The sequence below is a fragment of the Sphaerisporangium rufum genome, assembly GCF_016863395.1.
GTDB classification, from domain to species: Bacteria; Actinomycetota; Actinomycetes; order Streptosporangiales; family Streptosporangiaceae; genus Sphaerisporangium; species Sphaerisporangium rufum.
Map to the genome: position 1 here is coordinate 1 of NZ_BOOU01000156.1, position 833 is coordinate 833.

Below are 833 nucleotides of genomic sequence, written 5' to 3' on the forward strand. Positions count from 1 at the left end.
CTCAGGGGGTGAAGCCGGAGGCGACGATCTTCTGGACGTTGCCGTCGTAGACGTTGGGCGTCGCGTCCCAGCCCAGGTTGCGGTACGCGTGCACCGTCTTGTCGGCGAAGATCGAGACGATCTCCGCGCGGCCGTCACCGTCCAGATCACCGAACTTGGTCCGCGACGCGTCCTTGAACCCCGACGCCACCACCTTCTGCACATTGCCGTCGAACACGTTCGGCGAGGCGTCCCAGCCCAGGTTCCGGTACACGTGCACATCACCATTGGCGTAGAACGCCATGATCTCCGCCCGCCCATCACCATCGATGTCGGCGAACTTGGTCCCCGGCGCCGAGAACCCCGACGCCACCACCTTCTGCACATTCCCGTCGTACACATTCGGCGACGCATCCCAGCCCAGGTTCCGGTACACATGCACCGAACCATCCGACCGGCCCCCCACCAGATCCGCCCGCCCATCACCATCGACGTCGGCGAACGAGGTACGGGTCGCGTCCTTGAACCCCGACGCCACCACCTTCTGCACACCCCCGTCGAACACCTTGGCCGACCCCCAGCCCAGATTCCGATACGCGTGCACCGACCCATCCGGGAAGATCGACATCAACTCCGCCCGGCCATCCCCATCCAGATCAGCCAGCTTCGCCTGCTCCGGATCGGTGAACCCCGACGCCACCACCTTGGTGTCCACCCCATCGAACACCCGCCCGTCCCAGCCCACGTTCCGATACACATGCACCGTCCCATCACCCCAGAACGCCACCAGATCCTCCCGCCCATCACCATCGATGTCCGCGAACCGCGTCCCCCCGTCCACCACCGAAGGCGGC

1 protein-coding gene is annotated in these 833 nt (G+C 65.7%); it reads right to left on the reverse strand.

Features of this window, described 5'->3' with window-relative positions:
* Position 1 precedes the first annotated feature (1 nt).
* Positions 2–833 (reverse strand): FG-GAP repeat domain-containing protein (locus Sru01_RS35120; RefSeq protein WP_203995272.1); only part of this gene is annotated, 832 nt, incomplete at its 5' end.